At 41.3% G+C, this 23,165-nt stretch carries 18 protein-coding genes, 1 other RNA gene and 2 pseudogenes; 7 read left to right on the top strand and 14 right to left on the bottom strand.

Going from position 1 to position 23,165, the window contains the following annotated elements; genetic code table 11:
* From JIG41_RS18130 to fabB, 4 genes are all read right to left on the bottom strand, one after another.
* On the bottom strand, positions 1 to 2,021 hold a 2,021-nt coding region (locus JIG41_RS18130; RefSeq protein WP_283246088.1), incomplete at its 3' end, for a FimV/HubP family polar landmark protein.
* 320 nt (positions 2,022 to 2,341) lie between these two features.
* Positions 2,342 to 3,358, bottom strand: coding sequence for an aspartate-semialdehyde dehydrogenase (locus tag JIG41_RS18125; protein ID WP_199525204.1), 1,017 nt, complete (start codon positions 3,356 to 3,358; stop codon positions 2,342 to 2,344).
* Positions 3,359 to 3,389: 31 nt separating this feature from the next.
* The gene (locus JIG41_RS18120; protein ID WP_036967315.1) at positions 3,390 to 4,511 is read right to left on the bottom strand and encodes a 4-phosphoerythronate dehydrogenase; all 1,122 of its coding nucleotides are present in this window, start codon (positions 4,509 to 4,511) and stop codon (positions 3,390 to 3,392) included.
* A gap of 175 nt (positions 4,512 to 4,686) precedes the next feature.
* Complete coding sequence (gene fabB / locus JIG41_RS18115) at positions 4,687 to 5,901, bottom strand: beta-ketoacyl-ACP synthase I (RefSeq protein ID WP_036967312.1); 1,215 nt, start codon at positions 5,899 to 5,901, stop codon at positions 4,687 to 4,689.
* A 179-nt stretch (positions 5,902 to 6,080) separates the two neighbouring features.
* On the opposite strand from fabB, the gene mnmC reads away from it, so the two are divergent.
* On the top strand, positions 6,081 to 8,126 hold the full coding sequence (gene mnmC, locus JIG41_RS18110; protein WP_199525203.1) for a bifunctional tRNA (5-methylaminomethyl-2-thiouridine)(34)-methyltransferase MnmD/FAD-dependent 5-carboxymethylaminomethyl-2-thiouridine(34) oxidoreductase MnmC: 2,046 nt from the start codon (positions 6,081 to 6,083) through the stop codon (positions 8,124 to 8,126).
* Between the two features lie 136 nt (positions 8,127 to 8,262).
* A complete protein-coding gene (locus JIG41_RS18105; RefSeq protein WP_036967306.1) occupies positions 8,263 to 8,901 on the top strand; it encodes an SDR family oxidoreductase in 639 nt (212 codons plus the stop codon).
* On the opposite strand, the gene JIG41_RS18100 is transcribed toward JIG41_RS18105, so the two are convergent.
* Positions 8,898 to 9,671 (bottom strand): sulfite exporter TauE/SafE family protein, encoded by a 774-nt coding sequence (locus JIG41_RS18100; RefSeq protein ID WP_065978089.1) that lies wholly within the window; start codon positions 9,669 to 9,671, stop codon positions 8,898 to 8,900. The two genes, JIG41_RS18105 and JIG41_RS18100, sit on opposite strands and share 4 nt — an antisense overlap.
* 192 nt (positions 9,672 to 9,863) lie before the next feature.
* On the opposite strand from JIG41_RS18100, the gene JIG41_RS18095 reads away from it, so the two are divergent.
* On the top strand, positions 9,864 to 10,580 hold the full coding sequence (locus JIG41_RS18095; protein WP_118844437.1) for an enoyl-CoA hydratase/isomerase family protein: 717 nt from the start codon (positions 9,864 to 9,866) through the stop codon (positions 10,578 to 10,580).
* Positions 10,581 to 10,904: 324 nt separating this feature from the next.
* Here the strand turns inward: JIG41_RS18095 and JIG41_RS18090 are convergent, their stop codons facing one another.
* From JIG41_RS18090 to JIG41_RS18080, 3 genes are all read right to left on the bottom strand, one after another.
* A complete protein-coding gene (locus JIG41_RS18090) occupies positions 10,905 to 11,759 on the bottom strand; it encodes a nucleotidyl transferase AbiEii/AbiGii toxin family protein (RefSeq protein WP_199525202.1) in 855 nt (284 codons plus the stop codon).
* On the bottom strand, positions 11,740 to 12,789 hold the full coding sequence (locus tag JIG41_RS18085; RefSeq protein ID WP_199525201.1) for a type IV toxin-antitoxin system AbiEi family antitoxin: 1,050 nt from the start codon (positions 12,787 to 12,789) through the stop codon (positions 11,740 to 11,742). The genes JIG41_RS18090 and JIG41_RS18085 overlap by 20 nt, the downstream gene beginning before the upstream one ends.
* Before the next feature lie 246 nt (positions 12,790 to 13,035).
* Entirely contained in the window at positions 13,036 to 13,269 is a 234-nt protein-coding gene (locus JIG41_RS18080) for a hypothetical protein (protein ID WP_199525200.1), read from the bottom strand.
* A gap of 168 nt (positions 13,270 to 13,437) precedes the next feature.
* On the opposite strand from JIG41_RS18080, the gene JIG41_RS18075 reads away from it, so the two are divergent.
* Positions 13,438 to 14,034: a hypothetical protein gene (locus JIG41_RS18075; RefSeq protein WP_199525199.1), complete on the top strand. Its 597-nt coding sequence runs from the start codon at positions 13,438 to 13,440 to the stop codon at positions 14,032 to 14,034.
* Positions 14,035 to 14,111: 77 nt separating this feature from the next.
* Here the strand turns inward: JIG41_RS18075 and JIG41_RS18070 are convergent.
* From JIG41_RS18070 to ssrA, 3 genes and pseudogenes are all read right to left on the bottom strand, one after another.
* A pseudogene (locus JIG41_RS18070) lies at positions 14,112 to 14,983 on the bottom strand (helix-turn-helix domain-containing protein).
* Between the two features lie 399 nt (positions 14,984 to 15,382).
* On the bottom strand, positions 15,383 to 15,778 hold the full coding sequence (locus JIG41_RS18065) for an AlpA family transcriptional regulator (protein ID WP_249406712.1): 396 nt from the start codon (positions 15,776 to 15,778) through the stop codon (positions 15,383 to 15,385).
* Between the two features lie 244 nt (positions 15,779 to 16,022).
* Positions 16,023 to 16,379: a transfer-messenger RNA gene (gene ssrA, locus JIG41_RS18060) on the bottom strand.
* 278 nt (positions 16,380 to 16,657) lie between these two features.
* Here ssrA and JIG41_RS18055 point away from each other — a divergent pair.
* Positions 16,658 to 18,283 (top strand): FapA family protein, encoded by a 1,626-nt coding sequence (locus tag JIG41_RS18055; RefSeq protein WP_196857300.1) that lies wholly within the window; start codon positions 16,658 to 16,660, stop codon positions 18,281 to 18,283.
* On the opposite strand, the gene rnt is transcribed toward JIG41_RS18055, so the two are convergent.
* Entirely contained in the window at positions 18,267 to 18,947 is a 681-nt protein-coding gene (gene rnt / locus JIG41_RS18050) for a ribonuclease T (protein WP_036967250.1), read from the bottom strand. The genes JIG41_RS18055 and rnt overlap by 17 nt on opposite strands.
* Before the next feature lie 216 nt (positions 18,948 to 19,163).
* Here rnt and JIG41_RS18045 point away from each other — a divergent pair, with 216 nt between their 5' ends.
* On the top strand, positions 19,164 to 20,042 hold the full coding sequence (locus JIG41_RS18045; RefSeq protein ID WP_036967246.1) for an OmpA family protein: 879 nt from the start codon (positions 19,164 to 19,166) through the stop codon (positions 20,040 to 20,042).
* A 25-nt stretch (positions 20,043 to 20,067) separates the two neighbouring features.
* Here the strand turns inward: JIG41_RS18045 and JIG41_RS18040 are convergent, their stop codons facing one another.
* Positions 20,068 to 20,973 (bottom strand): DMT family transporter, encoded by a 906-nt coding sequence (locus JIG41_RS18040; protein WP_199525198.1) that lies wholly within the window; start codon positions 20,971 to 20,973, stop codon positions 20,068 to 20,070.
* A gap of 401 nt (positions 20,974 to 21,374) precedes the next feature.
* On the opposite strand from JIG41_RS18040, the gene JIG41_RS18035 reads away from it, so the two are divergent.
* Positions 21,375 to 22,577 (top strand): aromatic amino acid transport family protein, encoded by a 1,203-nt coding sequence (locus JIG41_RS18035; RefSeq protein ID WP_176714534.1) that lies wholly within the window; start codon positions 21,375 to 21,377, stop codon positions 22,575 to 22,577.
* A gap of 94 nt (positions 22,578 to 22,671) precedes the next feature.
* Here the strand turns inward: JIG41_RS18035 and JIG41_RS18030 are convergent.
* A pseudogene (locus tag JIG41_RS18030) lies at positions 22,672 to 23,085 on the bottom strand (gamma-glutamyltransferase); the annotation flags it as partial.
* Positions 23,086 to 23,165: the final 80 nt, after the last annotated feature.

Genomic DNA, 23,165 nt, shown 5'->3' with positions numbered 1-23,165 from the left:
TCATCAACATCGAGTGCATCGTCTAGTTCATCTTCGTCAACTAGCGCGTTTTCATCAACTAGCTCGTCAACTTGAGGCTGGTCATCCTCTTCAGGTTCTTCACTGAGAGTTTGTTCAGTCGTAGCTTCATCAGTTGAGGCTTCATCTGTTGCAACGTCATCAAGGAGTGAGTCAATGTCGTCAACATCGAGTGAATCGTCTAGTTCATCTTCGTCAACTAGCTCGTTTTCATCGACCTGTTCGTCAGTTTGAGGCTGGTCATCAACTTCAGGCTCTTCACTGAGAGTTTGTTCTGTTGCGGCTTCATCCATTGCAACGTCATCAAGTAGTGAGTCAATGTCATCAACATCTAGCGCATCATCATCACTCGCTTCATCTAATAAAGCATCAATATCGTCAGCATCGACCGATTCCTCTTCCACTGTGTTCGATGTGTGTGCTGGCTGCTCATCCGTTTGCACGTCATCAATTAAGCTATCGATATCAAAGTCATCTTCATCGATTAATTCAGCATCAATAGTGCCTACAGGGGTCTCGTCCTCTTCATCGAGTAAGTCGTCAATGTCATCTAAATTAACGTCTTCATTTTGCTCTGAGCTGGTATTATTGTTTTGCTCGTCAATTAGGCTGTCAATATCAAAATCGTCTTCGGCAAGCTCTTCACTTAATGCCGCCATATCATCGTTTTTGTTGCTGTCTTGCGAATCATCGGTGTTGTCGCTGGCGAATAGATCATCAATATCATCCGCACTTAAAATATCGCCTGAAGAGTCGACTTGTGATTGTTCACCTTCTAAATCAATTTCATCGCCTAAGCTGTCGTCATCAGATTGATCAAAATCTTGCTGTAAAAATGCGTCTAAATCATCATCTTCACTGCCTTCTGACTCATCATTAAACACAATATCGTCACTTAAAAGCCCTTCGAGTTCATCTTGATTTAAAACACTGTCATCGTCGTCAAAACTATCATCAAAGATAATGTCATCATCTGGCAGCATATCTTGGTCTAAGTCATCATCTAAGCGAACACTCAGATCATCGTTATCTTCAACGGGGTCAGGAATAAGCGGATCATTATCGACTAGAGGGTCTAACTCATCATTTTCAGTGTAAGTTGGGCTTTGTGGTAGAAACTCATCGTCATCGCTGGCTTCTGGCGCGTTGTTATTTCTTTTTTTCAAAAACAACACAACAGCCGCAATAATAAGTAACGCAGGAATGAACATTAAAGCACCGAGAACAAATGGGTTGCTTAAAATTGACGACACGTTAAGCCCACTGTCCTCTTCAATCTTTTTTGCTTTTTGCTGCTCTATAATCTCATTCTGTTTGGCAATTAACTCTTTAAGTTGCTTTTGAATTTCACTGTCTTGTCCGAGTTGGTCACGAACCGTTTCTAGCTCTTTCGAAATACCTGTTAGCTGTTGTTTTAACTTATTATTTTCGGCAAGAATTTCTTCAACATTATCGACCGATGTTTTAAATTGCTTTTGCAATTCAACAAGCTGCGTGCCTTGCTCAGTTTTGATTGTGTTTATTTCTTGTTTAAGCTCTTGCTTTGCTTCGTCTAAATCGACTTTACGAGCTTGCGTCACCTTTTTTTGCGATTCGTTTATTTCGGCGACTGTTAATGTGCCATTTTTCTTTTTCTCCCACAGCTCATCGTCTTGCTCAGATCGGGCTTTCGCTAGGGTCGGGTTAACAGCACGCATTTCTGCAATAGTCGGAATTTTAAGATACGCGCCATCACGCATGTGATTCAGGTTTTGATCTAAAAACGATGACGGGTTTTTGTCGTACAATGCTTGCATAACCTGATAAATGCTTACAGAGTTATCAGGTCGAATTTTAGCGGCAATACGCCACAGAGTATCAGTCGGTTTTATCGGACCAATTGATCGCCCCTGCGCACCATAATCGACGCCTTTAGGGCCTTTAAGAGTGGAGCCTTCATCAGAGTAAGTCGGTGTTACCACCAAGGCAGACGCTAATATGAAGAGTGTTGCTAAACCGCGCATGCTGATCCTTTATGTTTTAAATGTTAACGCAGCAACGTTGGTTGCTTAAACATCAAGTAATTCTTGCAGAATTGATTCTTAATTATGCTTTCTTGCAAGCTCTATTCCAGCTGCAAACTATAAACCAGTTGGTGAGCAATATCTATTGCAACACGTTGATAGTAAATAGCTTAAATATTAGCGGCTGAGAGACTTTTTTATTGTTATGTTAAGTTTATACGCTTTTACAGCGTATGCGGCAATAATTTGGCACTGAAAACATAAAAAAAGCGGCAATTAGCCGCTCTCTTTACTGAATGACTCAGTCAAAATCATCAGATTTAAAGGTAGTTTGCAATTAGCTCTTCAGCGATTTGCACACTGTTCGTTGCAGCCCCTTTACGCGTGTTGTCACTCACTACCCACATGTTTAAGCCGTGTGGATGAGAAATGTCTGCACGTAAACGACCAACATACACAGTGTCATTACCACTTGCATCAGATACCGCTGTTGGGTAATCACCCAAGTCATCAATCAGTTCTACACCGGGTGCATCATTCAGTAACTGTTTTACATGCTCAAGATCAACTGGCATACGTGTCTCAATATTAATCGCTTCACTGTGACCAAAGAAAACCGGAACACGAACACACGTTGGGTTTACCACGACACTCGTGTCACCTAAGATTTTTTGTGTCTCGTTCACCATTTTCATTTCTTCACGGGTATAACCGTTGTCTTCAAAAGTATCGATTTGTGGGATGACATTAAAGGCAATCTGCTTAGAAAAAACAGCATTATCCATTGGACGCGCATTCATTAGGTTAGCGGTTTGCTTAGCAAGTTCATCAACGGCCTCTTTGCCCGCACCCGACACAGCCTGATAAGTCGATACATTAATACGGTCAATACCGTATGCATCGTAAATAGGCTTTAACGCGACCAACATTTGAATAGTTGAGCAGTTAGGATTTGCAATGATATTGCGGTTTCTAAAATCCGCTAAGCTCGATGCATTCACTTCAGGTATCACTAATGGTACATCGAAGTCATTGCGAAAATGCGAGGTATTATCAATCACCACACACCCTGCGTCTGCAGCAATGGGAACGTACTTTTCAGAAACATTTCCCCCAGCTGAAAATAAACCTATGTGTGCCTGGCTAAAGTCAAATCCTTCTACGTCGAGTACTTCAATCGATTCACCACGGAATTGTATTTCCTCACCCGCACTGCGGCTACTCGCAAGCAAGAACAACTCGCCAACCGGAAATTTACGATCTTCTAAAGTTTCGATAATTTGACGACCCACTAAACCTGTGGCGCCTAAGACAGCAACATTAAATTTTTGCGACATGTGTTTTCCTCATATGAATAAAGTACTGACTTTATTCGTTAATTCTAAATCCCAGTGCAGCTAAAGCGGCTTCACAGGCACTGTTTGCAGCCACCGACAGTGTATTAAATTCACGTCGTGGCGGGTAATTTTTCCGTAGGCTATCAAACCCTTCTTGATTTAACTTACTACGCAAGATGCCATCATCACGACGAACATCGTAAATAAGGTGTACTAAGCGGCCTATGTCATCTAACGTAAAGGTTTCACCGAGCGAGACAGCATGGCTAATTGGTTCAGGTAAAAAATCTTCCAGCGACTTCAGCGCTGCAACACCCTCAAGTTCGCACACTTTTTGGTACAACATTTGAGTACCACGGGCTTTTCCTTCAAGGGTATGGCCTGCAATGTGCACACTCGCAAAACGCACATAATTAAGCAGCGGAGTAAGTATATTTGGCTCGTTTTCCCAAACATCAAGCACGCAATCAAGTTTCGCTCCTTGCTCAAATAACTCTAGCAAAGCCTGATTATCGATAACATCACCACGGCTTGCATTAATAAGCGTCGTGCCATCTTTAAGCTTCGCTAAACGTTGTTTGTTTAACATATGCAACGTTTTATGCGGCCCCTGCTTCACCAACGGCACGTGAAACGTAATTATATCGGCAGTGTCAAGAAGGGTATCAAAATCAGTATGTTCTACCAATTCACCCGTCTCATGCTTAGGAGGATCGCAGAGCAATACGTTCATACCCAGTAGGTTTAACTTATCGCGCAGACAACTACCAATGCTGCCTACCCCAACAATACCAATGGTTTTACCTTGCAGTGACTCAGCATTTTCTTGGCATAAAGCATATAAACTACTAATAACATATTCTGCTACAGCAACGGCATTACAGCCCGGCGCACTGCTAAATGCAATATTGCGCTCTGCCAGTAGTTCAGTATCAATGTGGTCAACACCTATGGTTGCCGTACCAACAAACTTCAACTTATCTGCCTGAGTTAATAACGCGTTATCAACATTTGTCACTGATCGAGTTAATAGTATATCAACCCCAGCCAACTGCTCAGGTTGTAAGTTACGGCCATCAAATCGCTCAACATCACCAAAATCGGCAAAGTACTGCTCAACCAATGGCATATTTTGATCTGCAAGAATTTTCATCTGTGTGTCCGAGAAGCAGAAAAGTGGCGCTATTGTAACGAAAATATAGCTATACGGATAGCGTAACTGCTCATACAGACTCACGCTTAATAAATATAAAAGGCAAAGAATACAGTGCGGAGTTAGAAACGAAAAAGCCGAGCAAACGCTCGGCTTTGGCAAATACTGGAGAGGTTTAACCTTTATATTTGCTCATTACTAGTGTGGCGTTTGTGCCACCGAAACCAAAGCTGTTAGACATTACTGTATTCAGTTCAACGTCTTTACGCTCAGTAACAATGTTTAGACCTTCTGCTTGCTCATCTAACTCATCAATATTGATAGAAGGTGCAACAAAGTTGTGCTCTAGCATTAACAACGAGAAAATAGCCTCGTGAACGCCTGCCGCACCTAATGCGTGACCCGTCATTGCTTTTGTTGCACTGATCATCGGTGAGTTACCGCCAAACACTTCTTGAATTGCGCCAAGCTCTTTAACATCACCAACTGGGGTTGAAGTACCGTGCGTATTTAAGTAATCAATCCCGCCTTCAAGGCCTTGCATTGCTTGCTTCATACAACGTACCGCACCTTCACCTGATGGTGCTACCATGTCGTAACCGTCAGAAGTTGCACCATACCCTGTGATTTCAGCGTAGATGTGTGCGCCACGAGCAAGTGCATGCTCAAGCTCTTCAACGACAACGATACCGCCACCACCAGAGATAACAAAACCGTCACGGTTTGCATCGTAAGTGCGCGATGCTTTCTCAGGAGTTTCGTTATATTTAGTCGACAATGCGCCCATTGCATCGAATTCCATCGCCAGTGTCCAGTGAAGCTCTTCACCACCACCCGCAAAGATCACATCTTGCTTGCCAAGTTGAATTTGCTCAACCGCATGACCAATACAGTGTGCAGATGTTGCACAAGCAGAACTAATTGAGTAGTTAACACCTTTAATTTTGAATGGTGTTGCAAGACATGCCGACGTGGTGCTCGCCATCGTGCGCGGTACCATGTATGGACCTACACGCTTCACGCCTTTTTCACGCAGAATGTCAGCCGCTTCAACTTGCCATTTAGATGAACCACCACCCGAACCCACTAATAAACCAGTGCGTTCGTTTGAAACTTGCTCTTCATTAAGGCCTGCATCTTCAATTGCTTGTGCCATTGAAATATAAGCATATGCTGCTGCATCGCCCATAAAACGCATCGCTTTACGATCAACAAATTCTTTAACATCAATATCGATTTTGCCTGAAACGTTGCTACGTAGGTTGTAATCAGCAAACTCTTGGTTGAACGCGATACCACTACGGCCTTGTTTTAATGATTCTAATACTTCTTCTTTGTTGTTACCGATGCTTGAAACAACACCGATGCCCGTAATAACGGCTCTTCTCATGGGTAATTACCTTAGCTCTATACTAAATTGTGTTCTATTTTACGCTGAAAATACACGTTAAGTGGTCAGCTTTCTAGCGTACACATGTACTCTGAATGTGTAGCTTATAAATAACGCCAGACTATTTCAAAGAAAACACGTAAAATAATGAAAAAAAGTTGTAGTTATTTAGTTAAACCATGATCAAAAACGCAAATATACATTTTAATCACCTTGGTACACCCGTCGCCGATCAGTTTGACGATGTTTACTTCTCCAATGACGATGGCTTAGCTGAATCGCATTATGTGTTTTATCAACAAAACAATATCTCGCAACGATTACAAAATCATGACCGCGCGCATTTTGTTATTGCCGAGACGGGTTTTGGTACAGGGCTTAACTTTTTAAATACCTGGCAGCAATTTGCTGCTCACCTTGATAGGCAGCATGACAAGCAAGAAGTTCAAAATCAACACGACCTTAGTGTAAATAAAAGTGACAATAGCTCGGTTAGCCGCTTGCATTTTATCTCATTCGAAAAATTTCCAATTAAACGTGATGACCTTGCCCATGCACTAAAAGCGTGGCCTAGCTTACACACATTTAGTGCCCAGTTAATTGCTCAATACCCCATTAACCTTGCTGGCTGCCACAGATTAGAATTTGCCGACGGGCGAGTCGTACTCGACCTTTATTTTGGTGACGTACAAGACAGCATTGATGCCATGAGTTATCCATGTGAAGGCGTTGTTGATGCATGGTACTTAGACGGTTTCGCGCCGAGTAAAAACCCCGATATGTGGCAGCAAAGTGTGTTTAATAAGATGCGTGCAATTTCACGCGAACATGCCACCCTAGCTACGTTCACAGCTGCAGGATTTGTTAGACGCGGTTTAATTGAAGCCGGTTTCGCTATGGCCAAAGCCAAAGGCTACGGCAAAAAACGTGAAATGCTGATTGGCACCTTAACAACACCCACAGAGCAGCAATCTGACCCTGCGTATTTTTCTCATCATGCAAGTACATTAAATAACGTTGCTGTTATCGGTGGCGGCATCGCCAGTAGTAGTGTGATGTACTCTTTAGCAAAAAGAGACATTACAACGACACTTTTTTGCCAAGATGACGCACTTGCTATGGGGGCCTCACACAATGTTCAGGGCGCTGTTTACCCGCACCTGCAAGCTAAGAACTCACCGCACAGCGAAATGTTTGCGCATAGCTTTTTATACGCAAAACGCCTATATCAACAATTACTCGATGACGGCTTCGACTACCCTCACCAATGGTGTGGTGTATTGCAACACGCAGTAAAACAGGGCTTGGCTGATAAACACCAAAATTTAGCCGACAAAGCGCTTTGGCCAACTGAATTAATGCGCAATGTCAGTGCGACTGAAGGCGATGATATTGCGGGAGTAAACACAGGCTACTCTGGCGTATTCTTTGAACAAGGTGGCTGGGTAAACCCGCCTGCCTTAGTGACCGCCCTCTTTAATAAGGCATACTCACTCAATCCAATTAAAACCCATTTTAACTGCCATATTGAACAACTTGAAAAAACAGAATCAGGTTGGGTGTTACATACAAAAACACAGCAATTTGGTCCATTTAGCGATGTAATAATATGTGCGGGCGAGCATAGCGACCAATTTAAACAAACCCAGGCATTGCCCGTTGTGGGTGTGCGTGGTCAGGTATCGCATGTTGAGGCAAGTGAGCAATCCAAACAATTAAAAACGGTGCTGTGTCATAAAGGATATTTTACCCCTGAGTTTCAAGAGCATCACTGCATGGGGGCAACATTTGAGAAAAACTCAAAAAGCCGCGAAGTGAAAGAGCAAGATAACCAAACAAACCGAGAACAACTGCTTAGCTTCTATAAAGACAGTGACTTTGCCACATCATTAGGCGAAATTACCGCAGCCAAAGCAGCAGTAAGATGCAGCTTTATTGATCACCTACCAATGGCTGGCGAGTGGGCTGAGCAAGACGATTATGTCAATGCCTTTGCGAATTTAAGACTCGGAAAACGTTACCAATATCAGCCCTTAGCAAAACCTCAACAAGGCTTGCATGTGCTTACAGGGTTTGGGGCAAGAGGTCTGTGCAGTGCGCCACTGTGTGCCGAACACTTGGTCGCCTGCTTAAACAATGAACCCAGACCTTTTAGCGAACGTGTTAGCCAAGCAATTCACCCTGCTCGCTTTATTATTCGCGACCTAATTCGTAATAAAATCTAAAAAGACAGGGGGCTAAAAAGTCCCCTTCTTTTTCAAGCCGATTACAAATTAGTTTAATTTGTCCCTTTAAAATTAAGATCACACCCCAAAGTAGTAAGTTACACGTAAAAGTTAACGCAACTGGAAGGAGTTTGGTATGAAAACCCTAATCATAGGTGCAAGCGGACAAATAGGTAAAATGACCACCCAAAAAATGCTCGCTCAAGAGCATGAAGTCGTGGCATTAGTACGTGATAAAAGCAAATTGACTGATATTGAGCACCCAAACCTGAGCATTGTTGAGCAGGATCTAGAAAATGATTTTAGTCGCGCACTTACAGGGGTACAGCAAGTTATTTTTAGTGCCGGCTCTGGTGGTGCAACCGGTGCCGATAAAACCTTGCTCATTGATTTATGGGCTGCGGTAAAAGCAATTAACTATGCAGTTGATGCACAGGTTGAGCACTTTATCATGGTAAGCTCCATTGGCGCTGATGATCCCGATGGCATTGAAAGCAGCATCAAACCTTATTTAGTGGCTAAGCACATGGCCGATGAGCATCTACTACACAGTGGCTTACATTACAGCATAGTAAGACCAGGCACACTCCTTAACGAATCGGCGTCTGGATTATTCACCATAAATCGTCCTGCAACACGCCAAGATGCCGTGATAAACCGAGAAGATGTTGCTGATGCACTGGTTTATATCGCCAGTCATAAACCTGATAAATCGCAACTATTCGAGTTATTTAATGGTGACAAACCACTCGACGAGCTATTAGCAGGTAACTAAGCAAACACAAAATAGATTCCCTGCCACGCAAGTTGCAGGGAAAGTAACGTCAGTACTAAACGAAAAATCTGTTTAAATTTATCTGATGAGATACGGTGCAATAGCTTCAAACCCAGCCAAGTGCCTATTGCACCACTCATAATCATCGACATTACAAGCGGCAACCACTGCCAAAATGCAAACCCGACAGCACCATACAAAATAGCCTTTAAAGTATGCTGCACCGTCATACAACTCGAAAATGTCGCGGTAAATTGCAGCTTATTGTAGTTATTTACATACAAACAACTACCAACCAGCGGCCCACTGGCACCCACAAACATCGAAATAAACGAGGTCCAAAGCCCTGCTAAAATGCGCCAAAGCGTTGATGTTTCTCTGATCTTAGGTGTCACACCCCAAAGCAAATAGAGCACAAAAGCTGCCACCACTATTTTCATTAACTCAAGCGGAATAGCGGTGACGATAGTTGACGCTACCAGTGCACCAAAGATTCCTCCCAACGAGAAATATAAAAACATAGCGCCATCGATATGCTTAAAAGTATATAAAAAGCGGTTCGCGTTAGAGCCCAGCTGCACTAAGCCGTGCACAGGGATCACCACACTCATAGGCATCATTGACGCCATAATGACTAACAACATTAATCCGCCACCAGCACCAAATGCAGCAGACACCATCGAGGTAAAACCTGCCAATATAATTAAGATAATTGTGCTGATCGGGCTTAACAACCCCCCACTAAAGAAATCCCAACTTACCAGTTCCATTATCGCGCTTTAAATAGAGTGTTTAGACTAAAATTACCATGGCAAGATAGTATTAGCGACTGTTTGAAACTGCATTTCGACTAAAAGCGGAGAACCTCCTCAGCACTCAAACTGGTCGGACTAGAGGTTTATTTTGTGCAACTGATGGTATATAACTATATCTATAACAAAAGAAAACGATAAAGGCACACCATGACCCCCATAAACGTAAGCACACAAGGCAGTGTTGCTATTCTCACAATGACCGCAGGTGAAAACCGCCATAATCCCACGTTTGCAGAAGCATTTTTAAATTGCCTTAATGACATTGAAGCGAACTCAGAACACAAAGCACTGATTATTACCTCAAGTGATGAAAAATCGTGGAGTTTAGGTATAGACACCGACTGGCTAATGCCCGCTTTAAAAGCACAAAAATATGAAGAAGTAAGTGGTTTTATGCACGCTATGGATGCCGTATTTAAGCGTTTGTTACTTTACCCAATGCCAGTTATTGCCGCTATTAATGGCCATGCATTTGGTAATGGGGCTATTTTAGCGTGCGCCTGCGATTTTAGATTTATGCAAAGTAACCGCGGCTTTTTCTGTTTTCCTGAAGTTGATTTATCGATTCCGTTTTTACCAGGCATGATTGAATTTGTAAAAAAATCGATGCCCTATTACCGCTTTAACGAAATGAAATTGACAGGACGCCGGGTTACTGCAAGCGAGCTTGTTGCAGACCACGTCATCGAACAAGCCTGCCCCGACAGCGAAAGCTTGTTTAATACCGCATTCGAATTTGCCAGCCAGTTCGATAAAAAACGCCCTATATTTGCCGAACATAAAAAGCGCCTTCATAAACACATCATCGAAACGATTGATGTTGAAAACAAACCCATCATCGATGCCGTTCAGTTGGTTGTGTGATTTAATGTGAATAACCCCTTCAGACTCAATGAATAAGGGGTGTATTTTAGGCAATAAAAAAGGCCGCTCTGAGAGCGGCCTTTTATGTTTGGTGGAGCTGGGGGGATTTGAACCCCCGTCCAACATCTTACTTTAAAGGGCTAGCAAGTGGCTCGTGCATTCGCTGTGCAGTTCCATTTTTAGGTATTTTGCATTATCCCGTTTTACCCAAACCAACCTTATCACAATTAATCGTACACACTTTTCAATAATACCGATTAGGTTCTCTCATATTATGGTTTTAGAGTCTTAAGATTAAATCAAATCTTACTTAAACATTTACGCTCACTGGTCTAATTGTTGTTTGATCACTTCTATCAAATCTTGAGCTTCAGAGTATTCTATTTTTATATTGCGGCTAATATCTAATAGTAGATTGTCCAGTTTAGCTTCAACGGCGAATAGCCTCTCATTTATAAATACAAGACTTTCTTCGCTGGCAATATCCTTGGCATCATCGGCCAACTTCATTGCTCCTGCTTTATGTTCATCAAAATCTTGAGCTTCCATATAATTATCGCTATATAGTGAATCAACTATTTCCGGTATTTTTGAGTAATGCTTGGTTAGATAGTAAATATCCATCGCGTCTTTTTGGCGAATACTATGTTCTCGTTCTAACCAAGAGATGAGTTTTAGAAGCAACATTCCGGCAGGTGATGCGACTTTAATTTCTAAAGCAGGGTCATCTGAAATAGTCACATTTAGGCTATGATCAAATGCTTCTTTGAACCCTGTAACTGACATTTCTATATCATGCTGTGGCGGCCATGCAATTGTACTTTCATCATTGGCAATCTCACCAAATGGGATAATATCAACTTCCCAATTTTGTCCATTAGAAACCGTCGTAATTAATTGATGAGGTTTCGTTTTATGGGGAGTAAAACCATTCTCAATTAACGCTGTTTTCAGCTGTTCAAACTGCTCCCAGCTTTGAACTTGAATACCAAAATCTACATCACGTGTACCGCGCTCAATAGCCGCTCCAAAACCGTGATGTAAAATGATGTCTCTGGCTGTTGCACCAACAACTAAGTATGGGATATCTAGAGCTTCAGTATGATGTGAAATAATTTGATAAAGCTCTACTAGTCCCTCTGGTAGCTTACCAACAACATTAAGCGATGTGGTTTTCATAAAACCTCCTTGCAGCATCAATATTCCTCGGCTCTAGGCTAGCGAGTAGGTTTGCATAAATAAAGTATGGATGTGCCACATTATCTTGTTTACCTTCTATCTTTTTGATCCCTAAAGGTGGTTCAGCTAGAATTACTCTTGCAGTAGTTTTATTTAGAATTTCGTTAGTTTTAGCTTTACGCAGCCTAGCAGTTTTCAAAATTTGATTTTTATGCTCTGGCTGAACATATAGCAGATAGTCTTTTGCGTTTAGGTAGTTGTCGCATAGTTCAACTGCATATTCGCCGCCCCACAAAGCATTAATGTCGGTGAGGTCTAAAGACCTTAATAACTCTAAGTTGTCAGTGGTGTAAACTTCTTTATTTAGTTTAGCTTCAACGGTTGTAGGGTATGCGTCTAACCATTTGTCGAGTAAATCCTGTGGATTGATCATTTCCTTGATAGCTCCCTTATTGTTACGAGTATTTTTTTGAATAATAAACCCTTGATAAAGTAAATCATCGATCACTTGCTTAACGGTTCCGAGAGCAACTTCTGCTGTCTCAGCAATGGTGCGCATCGGTTCTTTCAATAATTCAGGATGAGCTAACAACATAAACACCACCTTCATACCTTTAGGTTGAAATGCTTTTCCTAGTTGTTTTGCCAAAGTTATTTCTTGAGTCGGCTTTTCCAGCTTTTTACCTTGAATATCGATATAAACAGGAGGGGTGTTGATATACGCATTTCCAGCTAAATCTATGAAAGGTACTTTATGATCTTTTAACCGAGTAGCCTGATTTGGATTGATATACTCAGTAATTAATATAACATCAGTGATCACGTTTTTTAATGTTAATTCTGCAAGGTACTTTTGTATGTTAGCCTTGTTTAGCCACTTCTTGCATTCGACTTGCAATCGTTGTTTTACATTAGGCAATACCAACTCACCATCGATATTTCCGTTTTCAAAAACACGACAATCGATACCTAAACCAGTTTGCTGGTTTAAATTTTTGATAGTTTTGTGAATTAATTCTTGTTCTAACATTGTGTTCAATAAATAATTTTGTTCATTAATATTGAACAATAATATAAATTGAACATAAAGCAAGAAGTTTGTTCAATAAACTGTTATGTTCATTGTTTTTGAACGATTGTATATAGTGAACAAAAAGAGCCAGCAACACTGTTGCTGGCTAGTAATTATAAAGAATCAAAGAAGTCGGTCATACTGCTACCGAATAGGTAGTAAAAATGACTGAGCTGCCCAGATTCTAATATGTATTGGCGAATGTCATGTTTGAATTGTCGTAGCACATGGAAGTTGGCTGTCACAAACACGTTGGTAACTGGCTTTAATTCCGCCAACAATACTATTACTTGCCACAATAAACTCTTGCGAACAAACATAGTTACGCACATAGACTATCTTATCTACACCATTGTCCAATAGAGTGAGAAAGTCCTCATCATTGCATATTGGTGGGCGATGACCAAAAAGCTCAATAACATTCGATTCAGTGTTCATAGTTTCTCCTTAGGAAATATTTGTTCTCAGGAATAACTAGCCTCAAGCAGTGAAAATTTTTCCTATTATGGTTCTCGACGTATAGTTGGCTGGTACATTGATAATACTTTGAATCTAATTTAGAATTCTATATTAGGATGGGAACTGTAATTTAAAGGGACAAACTAAATGAAAAATCTAATTTCTTTCATGATTGGTATATACTTATTAGGTGTTATTGGCTTTACACCTATCTATTTATTTGCTAATTCTGCTGAAGAAACCGTTGAAGAATTATCGCTGTCAGACCTTCTAGAGTCGATCGGTAAAGCAACAATATCCACTCCTCATGAACAAAGAGTATTTGAATCACATGTAGCAGAGTTGGAAGACGCTTTTGATAATTTAGATATTGACATGGATGATGGTTTATTGAATGTTTTAGAGTCTAATAACGATATTACAAATATAGTTATTAGCAAAGAGTATAAAGGGAAGAAAAAGCTATATAGAGATGACCATTTTGAAAGAAGCATTTATGAAGTTTATTTGTCTTTCGACTACAAAGAAAAGTCATTTAAGTCTTCACTCATTATTTCTGACAAAAGTTTTTTCAAATTTCAATTAGCCAAGATAATCACTTTTGGAGAGGTGTATGCTAAAACGGAAGGCTCCGATTCTTACTATCAGTCCGGTATGTTACAAAGAGCTTTTTTCCCAGAGCAACTGTATAATCACACGGATAGTGATTTTGACCCTTTAGCATTAAAAAACATCAGGTTTTAACTAAATTAGGTGTACTAGCTCAGACTTGATCTGACAGTTACCCGTTTTCAAACGGTGACTGTCAATTTAGGTTTGAGCTAAGTTCTTTTCTGGCCACCATCAAGTAATGTTTCTAGTGGTGTTCTACAACAGCAGATTTTGCCCTGATGAGTTCGATCATTATTGTAGTATTTTATCCACTCGTCCAGATCCATTTGTAACTCATCTAGTGAATTATATAGCTTCATACGAAACGTCACTTGATAAAACTCTTGCAATATCGTTTTGTGAAAACGTTCGCATATACCATTTGTCTGAGGTGACATTGCATTTGTCTTTGTATGATCGATATCATTAATGGCTAAGTAAAGTTGATAATCATGATGTTCAACCTTACCGCAATATTCAGTGCCTATATCCGTGAGTATACGTAGCATAGGCAGCTCATGTTGTTCGAAGTAAGGCAGAACCTTGTCGTTAAGTATGTCAACCGCGGGAATCGGCGTTTTGGTTGTGTAGAGCTTAGCAAAAGCCACTTTGCTGTACGTATCGACAAATGTCTGCTGGTAAATTCGACCAGCGACTTTTTTCTCTAACGCCTTCAATCACTTTTTAAAGTTTTCCAATTCGTGACGCAACCAAATTGAACGTACCCCACTGGCAGAGACAAACACTCCTTGCTTACGCAATTCGTTACTTGTTCGAGCTTGGCCGTGAACTGGAAACTCAATGGCGTAAGCCATTACTGACTTTTCAGTTTTTCATCGACACGATTTTTTAGATTATCGCCTCTACGACTTTTATCAATAAGTGTGTCTAGCCCGCCTTCATCAACAAGTTCTTTATAATGATAAAATGTATCTCAGGATGTTCTCATTACTTTGCAAGCTTTGTATACGTTACCAAGTTCTTCAGCGAGATTAAGTAAACCTGCTTTGTGTTTGATGATTGGATTGTAAGTATGAAGCATGAGAGTTACCTCTTAGTTTGTTTTGATTTAAAGATTCGGCACCTTAATCAAAACGGGTAACTCTCAATTTTTCAAATCGAAGTGTCAGATCTTGTCTGAACTAATACATTCTCAGGTTTGGATTCTAATATGCAGCAAACAGGTTTGCTTAAAGCAATCAACTTTCCAAGCACCAACTAAGAATATTTATGGTTTAATTTTCCCCATTATGTTGATGCCTGCGCTGATTAACAAAATCCCAATTATCCAACCTATCACTCCATAATCTAATAAACTAACTCCAAGGATTATCAGAAAAACTATCGCAATTACTTTTATCACAAACATTCCTTATTAATTTGATTCACAACATAAATTATAACTATGCCACTGCATTTAGAAAGCACCATTGGTTTTTGGCTATTTGTTTACTCGTTCATTCTTAGAAGCGATTTTATTGATTATCCAGTTTTGAATGTCACCACGTCGCCATGCTACAGAACGTTCTATGCTTAATGGAAATTCAGAGTTTTTCATAAGAGTGTATATAGTTGAACGTGATAGGCCAGTCATAGTTATAACTTCTTCGCGTCTTATCAGATCGTTTGGACTTGTTGGTCGAGGTGAAGGAGTTTCATTCTGTACTAGCTCTTTTATTTGTTCATAGTTCGGTTGCTGAACATCATTACGGTGAATTAGTTCTTTAATTGAGTCAATTTGTCTAACGAGCAGTTGAAGCTCTGCAATAGTATGTTTGGATCGTAATTCAATATTATCGAGTAACATAACAATCGCTTTTTTATCTTTGGAATTCATGTTTATCACCAGCAAATAAAGAGACTTTAGCCTAGTAGTAAACACTAAATGTGGCGATTTTTTCGTGTATTAATCGTGTATTTTGGCTTATTTTTGATGAACAACAAAATGCATAAAATGCTCTGAAGCCCTTTAGATATGCGGTGTGCAGTAAAATTGTGGTTTGTTGTGTGTTGCTAGTGGGTGAGTAGTAGTGAAAACCCCTTCCAAGCCCCGTGTAGTGGGGGCTTGGTGGGTTTTAAAGTGGTGGAGCTGGGGGGATTTGAACCCCCGTCCGAAAAGCCTCGACCTTTGGTACTACATGCTTAGTATCGTCTTTTAGTTAACCTTTACAGCTCGGACGAACACGATCTGCAAAGGCGAGGCCGCTTAGTTTTAACGCTTCAACCCCGGCCAGGGTTTCCGTCGCGATCATGTGTAAGGGTGACACTCCAAAATCCAGTCCACAAGAATACATGGAAGGAGCGCTAGCCAGCCTAAGCTGCTAGAGAGTAGTTATCGTCGTTTGCGATTACTTTAAATTGCGGCTTTTTTACGAGGCCAACCGCACCTCGACATGCACCTCGGGCGTCTTGAATTCCGTCGAATCCTAATCAGCCCCTGAATTTGGTATCTCATTCAGAGTGTATGTGAAGTATAACTGAGTAAACCCTTTATACTCAAGGCATTAATCAGGTTATTTTGGCATAACCCCTTTGAGTGCTGAAAAACCAAACAGGAAAAGTCAGTTTTTATACGAATTTTCACATATTAAGCATACAAGTTCTTAACATCATACAAAAGTTGTGCTGAAATGGGATACGTTGTTACCTCTTCTTAAAACAATCCTGTAGCAACGAAAAAATAATAATAACAGGCCTCTTTTACAGGACTTACTTGATGTCGATGTTTTTGTTCGATGAGCAAAGTGGATATGTATCCTTGTGTGAGCATCCGCGCGATGCTGGCTTTCCCATAACGAGTTCACAACTCATTGAGTTAATTGAGCAATCGTCTTACGCAGACTGTGAACTTGTTGATGCCAATATTGGCAAACTTTTTACACCTAGCAGTCAATATCAAAATCAATCATTGGTTGTTGCAAAAGCCGTTGATGCACATATTGAAATCACCGTTGATGAAAAAAATATGATTGCAGAAGCGAGCCTGACAACAGCACGTGGTGGCAAAGTTGTGAGTATGGATGATGCACAAGCAGCGCTATCTGCTGCGGGAGTTAAGAGCGGCATAAGTCACTCTGCGCTTGATACTTTTTTAGGTCAGCAGTTTAAACAACCTGCTGGTGCGCACTACAGTGCTATTGTTGCGCATGGCCGTAACCCAAAAGATGGGAACGATGCACGGTTTGTCCGATTATGTTCAACAGCACAAGATCGCGTTCTTAGCCCACAAGCCACATCGGGTGGCAAAGTTGATATGCGAAACTTGGGCGCGATTATCACGGTTAAGCCCGGTGCGCCACTTATGCAACGTATTCCTGCAACTGCGGGTGAAAATGGCTTTACTGTATTTGGCGATACTTTACCCGCGCAAGCAGGTAAAGATTACCCCCTAGAACCCTTTGAAGGGACCCGCCTTGATCCGATGAACAGTAATTTACTCATTGCCGACACCAAAGGGGTGCCCGTTGCACTGCCCCGCGGTATGCGCGTAGACGATGTGTTGTGTTTTCATCATGTTGATATCAGTACGGGCCATGTTGAGTTTGATGGCAGTGTTATCATTAGTGGCGATGTTAAAGATGGTATGTGCGTTAAAGCTACAGGTGATATTACAGTACTGGGATTTGTTGAATCAGCAACAATCGAAAGTAAAAGCGAAGTCACTATTATGCTCGGGGCCATTGGCCGGCACCGTGAAAATGAAGATCACTTTACATGCAATATAAGCGCAACACGCACTATTTCGGTTGGGTATGCACAGTTTTGCCATATTAAAAGTGAGCAAGATCTGTTTATAGAGCGTCAAGCTCTGCACTGTGATTTAAGTGCACGTCGTCTAATTCGTGTCGGTAAAGCGAATAACCCTCGCGGCAAAATTATTGGCGGGAATATTTTAGATGCAATGCGTATCGAAACCGGTGAGCTAGGTGCGCCATCAGGCACTAAAACCCGTGTCTTTATAGCGCAGTACTGGCATGATTTAAGACAAAAGCAACAACAAATCAATGACTTTGAAAAGCTGCTTGCCAGTAAAGCAGCCGCCTTACAACAAGCTCGAAAAAAAGCGAATAAAATAACCAATGCAGCTCAACGTGCGCATTACATCAATAAAATAACGGCCAGTGAACAACAAATAAAAATTAAAACCGCAAGCACTAAGAAAAAGAAATACCTTGTTAAGCAAAAGATTGCGCGTTTGTTGGCAACCAGTCGCTTAAAAGTGAATGAGTTAATGCATCCGGGCGTTGAGCTGAAAATAGCACAAGAGAGTAAACATTTTTCACGTATTTACCCTCCCCACTTAGTGCGATACTTCGAAGGGAAAATTACTCAGTCGTTTTAGCGGCTGAGTCTGGCTTTTCATTCTCTTCAGCTTGCTCTGGCAATGGCCATCCGCCTAGTTGTTGCCAACGATTAACAATTAGACAGAATAATTCTGCTGTGCGCTCTGTATCATAGAGCGCTGAGTGGGCTTGTTTATTATCAAACTCAATACCCGCTGCACGACAGGCTTTCGCTAATACAGTTTGCCCCAACGCAAGCCCCGCTAGAGAGGTCGTATCAAAACTCACGAACGGATGAAACGGTGTGCGTTTAATTTTACAACGCTCTATCGCCGCATTTAAAAAGCCATGATCAAAAGCCGCATTATGCGCAACCACCACTGAGCGCTGACAACCTGCCGCTTTTTGTGCTTTACGTACGGCTTTACAGATTTCTTTAATGGCCTCTTCTTCAGGCACCGCACCGCGTAACGCCGAAAATGGGTCTATGCCATTAAAATCAATCGCGGCCTGCTCTATATTTGCGCCTTCAAATGGCTCAACATGAAAATGCACCGTATGGTCAATGCTTAACACTCCATCGTCATCCATTTTTAAAACAGAAGCAGCGATTTCAAGTAACGCATCAGTGTCTTTATTAAACCCTGCCGTTTCAACATCAATAACCACGGGGAAAAAGCCACGAAAGCGTTTTGCGAAAAGAGTTTGTTCAGTATTTTCCATAGTCTTCTTGGTTTGCCAGTGTAAGCTGGCTATTATGTCAAAAACCACAGCTGCTCTGCTAGAGCAAAAGCGATTAAATCACAGATTCTTACAGGGTTTTTAGGCACAATAATTGCTTTAACTTAATGAGCTAACACGCTGTCAGGCAGTTTTGGACTGCTTGCTATAAAACTTGCCAATTATTTGGCATTGATGATTTGTTGGAGATTTACTGTGATGAAGCTTTCATTACTTTCTTTAAGCCTCGGCCTTTTAACAACGTTTGCAGCCACGCATGCAAGCAGTGCCATGCGCGAATACACTGCTACCGCAGATACTTCAAATTGGCAAATGGTTAAAACATCGCGCTTAGAATGCCAATTAAATCATGAAGTTCCTTTTTATGGCGAAGCCATTTTTAGCACTTCTGCCAGCAAGAATAAAGACGTCAACTTTAATCTCGACATGGTTGTACGTCCAGAAAATTACAGTATTGCTGGTTTAAAAGCTGTGCCGCCCAGTTGGCGTGCAGGCCTACCAGCACGCGATATTGCGAATATGAAATTATTACGTAAATTTGACGGTGAGCTGGGCAATAAAACGGCTTGGGAAATGCTGACAGAGCTCGAAAAAGGCTATCAGCCTACTTTTTATTACCAAGATTGGCAAAACCGTGCCGATAAAATTGCCGTAGGCTTGTCGAGTGTTAATTTTAAACAAGCCTATTGGGCTTTTTTACAATGCCGAGATGCCATGCTGCCTTACAGCTTTGAAGATATCTCATTCACGGTAATGAACTATGAACCTAACTCCAGTAAGCTGACAAAATCATCTCAAAAACGCTTAGATAAAATAGCCGAATACCTCAAATATGACACCAGTATTTCTGCTATTTCAATTTCATCTTATACCGATAGCTACGGTGGTCGTTGGAATAACCTTGAGCTTTCTAAAAAGCGGGCTAAAGCAATCAAAGAGTATATTGTAAGCTTAGGCATCGATGAAAATAAAGTGGATACCGAAGGGTTTGGTGAAAAACGCCATGTTGCCACTAATGACAATATTTTAGGGCGAAATACAAACCGTCGCTTGGTTATTCAAATTGCAAAAATGTAGTCGCCGCTATACGGCGACTACACTGCTAATTCATTTTAATTGGCTTAACGCGTTTAAAGCGCTTAAGCCACTTGTCACCAAATTGAAAAAACGCCAAGCTAATCATAATGACAGTTGCGCCAACAATCAGTGCTTGATCAATCGGCTCATTATTAAATATGCCGCCAATTGCAATAGCAAAACTTGGTGTAATTAAGGTGGTCAAGGCTACCGTGCTGGCATTCAGTTTTTGCAAAACATGAAAATACGCCAATGCACCGATTAACGATCCAAACACTCCTAAGTACACAATCGAGTAAAGCGACTTTACGCTCCAAAGCTCGCTATTGAGTTGACCATCAACTAATAACCAGGTTATAAAAAATAAAGGCGTTACAAAGACTAAAGCACCGAATGTCGTCGCCATTGGGTGAATAGCGATTTGAACACGTTTGATCATCACCCCGCTTAGGCTGAAAAAACACACCGCCATAAATACATACAGCAACCCACTTAGCTGCTCTACCCCACCTTGAATATGACGCTGGCTTACTAAAAAAAGACCGATTAGTGCACACCCAAGTGAAGCGAGTTTTAGTGTGCTGAATTTTGGCTCATTTAAAATTTTATGCGCCAGTAATCCCGATAAAATAGGTGCTAAACCAAACATTAACGATATTAAGCCAGAAGGCACTGTTTTGGCGGCCATATAGCTCAGTAGCATGCCCCCAAATATGCCGATACTCGAGTATGCATATAAGAATAAGGCGCGACGATGCCAAGGCACTCGGATATTAGCGATAGCAACCACCAATGCAGCAAGCACAAGACCCACCAGCATTCTTAACAAGACTGCCAATGTGGGCGCAACGGTTTCACTACTCCAAACAATACCTAGAGGGGTTGTAGACCAAATCACCACCATTAAAAAATATGAGGCTTTAACTGGCACAAGCTTATTCCTTTAATAAGGCGAAAAAAGCGGAGGAAAAAAACAAAGAATGGCCAACCGCTTTGAACGCGGTTAGTAAAACTTACTTAATTAACCGCAGCACATAACTGACCACACGGCTGGCGTTGCCAGACGCATACTGCGATTATTTGGTCGTTTATTTAGCTGCATCATCATCATAAAAAAGTAAGTAGAAGAGCGTTAAGAATCTGCCTATATGATTATTTTGTCAACTCAAAATTACGACAATGTAGAATAAAATTAAGCCTAATATTTACGCGCCTAACCGTGCTTGTAAATCATAAGTTACAATAAGTTTCTTTGATTTATAACAAAACTATTTAAGTTTTATTAAACAAGTTATATCTTGCATGCCTCTCACGAAGTTTAAGGGTCAAAAAGTGCTTAAAAATAAAACAATAGGTAGCATGTTAATTGTTGCTGGCACCACCATAGGAGCAGGGATGCTGGCATTGCCCATCGCCTCTGCGGGGCTTGGGTTCACCACCGCGCTGTCACTCATTTTATTAATTTGGTTTTTAATGACTTACACGGCTCTATTAATGTTAGAGCTTCATCAATATGCAGACAGAGACGCGACACTCAACACCTTGGCTAAATCTTGGTTGGGCAAGCGAGGGCAATGGGTGGCTAACTTTTCAGTTATGTTCTTGTTCTATGCCCTATGCGCCGCATACATAGCAGGCGGTGGTGCACAGTTGCAAGAAAAGCTAAATAATGGCTTGTCACTCTCGCTGGCCCCCCAAGTTGGCTCCGTTATTTTAGCCGTGGTCATTGGTACCGTAGTAACACTGGGCACAAGTAAGGTTGATAAGCTTAATAGAGTGCTTTTCACAATTAAAGTGTGCGTACTGGCAAGCTTATTTTATATGCTCACACCGTATGTGCATGGCCAGCACCTACTCGAAATGCCTATTGAACAAGGTTTAATTCTTTCAGCTATTCCGGTGGTATTTACATCTTTTGGCTTTCATGGCTCCATTCCATCGATTGTTAAATATGTGGGTCTCGACATTAAGACTTTACGAAAAGTCATGGTGGCAGGTGCCGCATTACCACTCGTCATTTACATTTTTTGGCAACTGTTGAGCCAAGGCATAATGAGCCAAAATGACTTAATGCAAAGCCAAGGTTTATCTGGCTTTGTTAGCAGTGTAGCAAGTATTGCACATAACCCTCATGTTGCGACTGCGGTCAATGTTTTCGCAGATTTAGCACTCGCCACGTCATTTTTAGGTGTGAGCTTGGGTTTATTTGATTTTTTTGCTGATGCCTTTAAAAAAGGTGATGGCAGTAAAGACCGTATTAAAACGGCATTAATTACCTTTGTACCGCCCCTTGGTTTTGCATTATTTTACCCACAAGGTTTTATTATGGCCCTTGGCTACGCTGCGATTGCTTTGGTTATTCTGGCCGTATTTTTGCCTGTCGCCATGGTTTACAAACAACGCCGAAGCCAACCTGAAACAGGTTACCAAGTAAAAGGGGGTAATGTTGGTTTAGTACTGGCGGCTTTATTTGGTGTGCTAATCATTAGCGCCCAAGGTTTACAGATGGCTGGTGTAATCCCTGCTATTGGTTAATAAAAATCACACACTGAAAAAAGGCACCTTTGGTGCCTTTTTTCATTATTTTGAGGGATTAAACGGGTCGCTACCTGCGTTAAAAATTGCTCACTTAATTAGACGAATTAAGGGTATCAAATACCATCGCTTTACCACGACCAGATTCTTCAGATGCGGCATCGAGCTTGCCATCTTTATTGATGATCACATGCATATCACCAAAGTGACGCTCATCAAGTTTGTAGCCCATTTTTTCAAGCGCTTTAATAACCTTTGGCTCAAGCCCTTTATGGTGTCTTATCACGTTTTTAGGCCACAGTTGATGATGAAATCGCGGGCTATTTACGACTTGCTCAGCAGACATATTAAACTCTACCGCATTTAAGATTGATTCATACACTGAACTAATAATGGTGGTGCCGCCCGGTGAACCGGTTACCATTTTCACTTTATTGTCTTGTAATAAAATGGTGGGTGATGAGATGGACGCTCCCCTAAACGGCGTCAATGCGCCAAACTGGTTAACTCACACTCAGTTAAAAGGGAACGTCCGTCATGAAAATTAGCACATTATCAATTGATTTGGCAAAAAATGTATTCCAAGTC

Origin of the sequence: Pseudoalteromonas sp. bablab_jr011, assembly GCF_016464045.1 — a bacterium.
GTDB classification, from domain to species: domain Bacteria; phylum Pseudomonadota; class Gammaproteobacteria; order Enterobacterales; family Alteromonadaceae; genus Pseudoalteromonas; species Pseudoalteromonas lipolytica.
This window is presented reverse-complemented; position numbering and strand designations above follow the sequence as displayed.